This window comes from Rhodomicrobium udaipurense JA643, assembly GCF_000636015.1.
Classification (GTDB): Bacteria; Pseudomonadota; Alphaproteobacteria; order Rhizobiales; family Rhodomicrobiaceae; genus Rhodomicrobium; species Rhodomicrobium udaipurense.
The window spans coordinates 1-3,147 of sequence record NZ_JFZJ01000199.1 but is presented as its reverse complement, the minus strand read 5'-3'; the positions used below and the strand labels follow the sequence as shown (position 1 = coordinate 3,147).

The following is a 3,147-nucleotide window of genomic DNA, read 5'->3' as shown; positions in this document are numbered from 1 at the left end:
TTTTGGCGTCAATCTCGTTTCGATCCACGCTCCCGCACGGGGAGCGACTCGCGGTCTTGAGGCTCAACGGTTTCCCGCGAGCGTTTCGATCCACGCTCCCGCACGGGGAGCGACATCCGGACGTGCGCGCCGCCGTCGAGAAGCTCGTGTTTCGATCCACGCTCCCGCACGGGGAGCGACCGCAGCAGCCGCCGCTGCATACAGCAAGAAGGAGTTTCGATCCACGCTCCCGCACGGGGAGCGACGTGAAGAACGGCAAGCTCGGCTCGATCCAGCCGCGGGTTTCGATCCACGCTCCCGCACGGGGAGCGACCCCGCAGGCCGCTCATCGCCTCCTCGCGGACGCTGTTTCGATCCACGCTCCCGCACGGGGAGCGACCGCAGGGGACGCTGATCGTGGTTGATCCGTCAGCGTTTCGATCCACGCTCCCGCACGGGGAGCGACCAGATGCAGGTCGAGTCACCAACGCCGATATCCCAGTTTCGATCCACGCTCCCGCACGGGGAGCGACGTTTCGTTGCCGTGATCCCGCTGCGTTCCGTTGGTTTCGATCCACGCTCCCGCACGGGGACTCCCGCACGGGGAGCGACCGAACGTGCTCACCATCGGCGACGGCACGACGGCGTTTCGATCCACGCTCCCGCACGGGGAGCGACGCCCCAGGATCGGCTGTTGGCGGGGGGGCGTGCGGTTTCGATCCACGCTCCCGCACGGGGAGCGACGCCGCTGCCAACCGTGACCGCGAACAGCTTTCAGTTTCGATCCACGCTCCCGCACGGGGAGCGACCGTTCCCTGTTTAACGTATTGACGTCTATTCCAAAAGCCCCCGATCAGCGCGAACCTCGGCTTTGGCAGCATAGAAGTCGAAGAAGTTCTCGTCACGCCGAAGGAATTGCTCACGATTTCAAAGAGCCTTTCTCGCGCGAACCAGCCGGGAAGTGACGACACGCTTGGGGTTCGCGCTCGTTTTAGAAAAAGGAGCGAAGGAGCCAATACCTCGTCAAACGATCAGCGTACCGCCGAGGTCGGCGGCGGGCTTCGCGCCAACATGCTCAACCTTGTGCTGCCAATTCGCTCCGAGATGATAATAGCGCAGGCTGTCGTGCTTGGGATCGATGATGGCTTCCAGCCGCGCCTTCAGGCGCGTCCACTGTGCGGGATCGACCTCGATCTCGAAGACGGAGAACTGCACGCGCTGTCCGAAATCGCGGCAAGCCTTGGCCACCGATCTGAGGCGCGCCTTGCCGTCGCCTTCGATCGTATTGACGTCGTAGGTCACCAGCACAAGCAAGCGCGCCTCCTATTTCCAGAACCAGGGCGGATAAGCGTCGATGTCGCCTCTCAGATGGCGGGCGAGCATTTGCGCCTGCAAATAGGGCACAAGACCAAGGGGTGCCTTTTCGTCGAGGAAAGGATGCACGCGCTCGTCTTTCTTACGTTCCTGCCACGCGGTCAGGACAACTTTACGGGCGTCGTCCTTGATGCGGACAGCGCCGCTATCCTCGGTCACGAAATCGCTGGCATGAAGCTGCTGGCGGTTGATCAGCGAAAGCGCCAACCGGTCGGCCAGCACCGGCCGCAATTCTTCCATGAGGTCGAGAGCGAGCGATGGCCGCCCCGGACGGTCTCGGTGCAGGAAGCCGACGGCCGGATCGAGGCCGACGGCCTCAGCCGCAGAGCGGCAATCGTGGGTCAGGAGCGCGTAAAGAAAAGACAACACCGCGTTGATGGGATCGAGCGGCGGCCTGCGCGAGCGGCCGCGCCAACGCAGATCAGGGGACGGACTGAGGATCAGATCGTCGAAGACCGAGAAATAGAGGTTGGCCGCTTCGCCCTCCGAGCCGCGCATCGTGTCGGCGCTGTGGTCCTTCCGCTCGACGCGGGCGATGATGTAGGCAAGGCGATCCACCGCGCTTTCGATGGCGGCCGTTCGTTCGACCGCGAACGCCTCCCCATGATCACGCAGGGCACGCATCAGAACGGCTCGCTGGTTGGCGATCTTGCCGACCACCAGCGAACGGACGATCTCCGCTGGCGCATCCGAGACACGATATTGAGCGCGGCGCAGAAGCACGTTGCCGCTCACGGGCCCTTCCACGCGAGCCTGAAAGCGGCCAGCACGGTCGAGAAGGACAATGGTTATGCCGGAAGCCGCGCAGGCACCGATCAGCGCAGGCGAAATGTAGATCGCGCCGAAGATCACCAACGAAGACAGCATGTGGAAGGGCACCCGCGCCCGTTCCGCGCCGTCCACCTCCGCCACGAGGTTCTCGCCATCCTTGCGAAGGCTCGCTCCCTCGGTGGTGATGTAGACGGTGTTGAGCAGCTTCTTCATCGGCTTTCTCCCGCCAGCATGCGGTCGACCGTTCGGCGCCGCCAGTCGCGGACGGCGCGGCCGGCGATTTCCGGCTTGCAGAGGCCAGCGAGCGAGCAGGCGCGGCAGCGGCTTCGTTGCTGCGTCGGCAATGGCGTGACGCGCGATGCGAACACATCTCGCAACGCCTCGATGGTGGACAGCGTCAGCGTCCTGAGATCGTTGTCGAAGGCGACCTCCACTCGCCGCTTCGTCTCGGCATAGAAGAGCGCTCCTGCGGGCACAGCGTGGCCCGTCATGTCTTCGAGGCAAAGCGCCTGCGCGCAAAGCTGCACCTCGTCGGCGCGATGGGGCTTCGGCTTGCCGCGCTTGTACTCCACCGGAAACGCGATCTCGTGATCGCCCTCCGCGCGAAACTCGACGAGATCGGCGACGCCTGCGATGCCGAGGCGAGGGGAGCCGATGGCAAGCGCCGTCACGCGCCGCACACCGCGAGCGCGTCGACCGCCCGGCTTGTCGGCAGCGACGTGCAGGACGTGGCCTTCGGCTGTGAAGCGGTTCTCCTCCCATAGGCGTTCGAGATGGATCAGCGCCGCCTGACGGAGACAGTAGACCGCGTGCTGCAATGCTGAGAGCGGGATCGGCTCCCGCTCATCAACCTGCGAGTTGGCACCGTCGTCCTCCGTCACAGCCGTTCGATGATTTCGACGCCGTCGGGCAGATTGGCGCGATCGATTTCCACTTTGTAGTCAGTGAATTTGCGTGCTGGCGGCGCATTGTCGATCCCTCGATCTTCGACATCGCGGAACTCCCCGTCAATGTTGCGCCCTA

General features: G+C 64.3%; 3 protein-coding genes and 1 CRISPR repeat array. All 3 genes read right to left on the bottom strand.

Features of this window, described 5'->3' with window-relative positions:
• Nucleotides 1-16: 16 nt before the first annotated feature.
• Nucleotides 17-788: direct repeats of the CRISPR family, unit length 32 nt; unit sequence GTTTCGATCCACGCTCCCGCACGGGGAGCGAC.
• Between the two features lie 214 nt (nt 789-1,002).
• Genes cas2 through cas4 form a run of 3 tightly spaced genes read right to left on the bottom strand, consistent with a single transcriptional unit; the run spans nt 1,003 to nt 3,005 of the window.
• Complete coding sequence (gene cas2, locus T281_RS16710) at nt 1,003-1,293, bottom strand: CRISPR-associated endonuclease Cas2 (protein ID WP_037242152.1); 291 nt, start codon at nt 1,291-1,293, stop codon at nt 1,003-1,005.
• Nucleotides 1,294-1,302: 9 nt separating this feature from the next.
• Complete coding sequence (gene cas1c, locus T281_RS16705; RefSeq protein WP_037242150.1) at nt 1,303-2,337, bottom strand: type I-C CRISPR-associated endonuclease Cas1c; 1,035 nt, start codon at nt 2,335-2,337, stop codon at nt 1,303-1,305.
• Complete coding sequence (gene cas4 / locus T281_RS16700) at nt 2,334-3,005, bottom strand: CRISPR-associated protein Cas4 (RefSeq protein ID WP_037242143.1); 672 nt, start codon at nt 3,003-3,005, stop codon at nt 2,334-2,336. Before cas4 ends, cas1c begins: the two co-directional genes overlap by 4 nt.
• Nucleotides 3,006-3,147 lie beyond the last annotated feature (142 nt).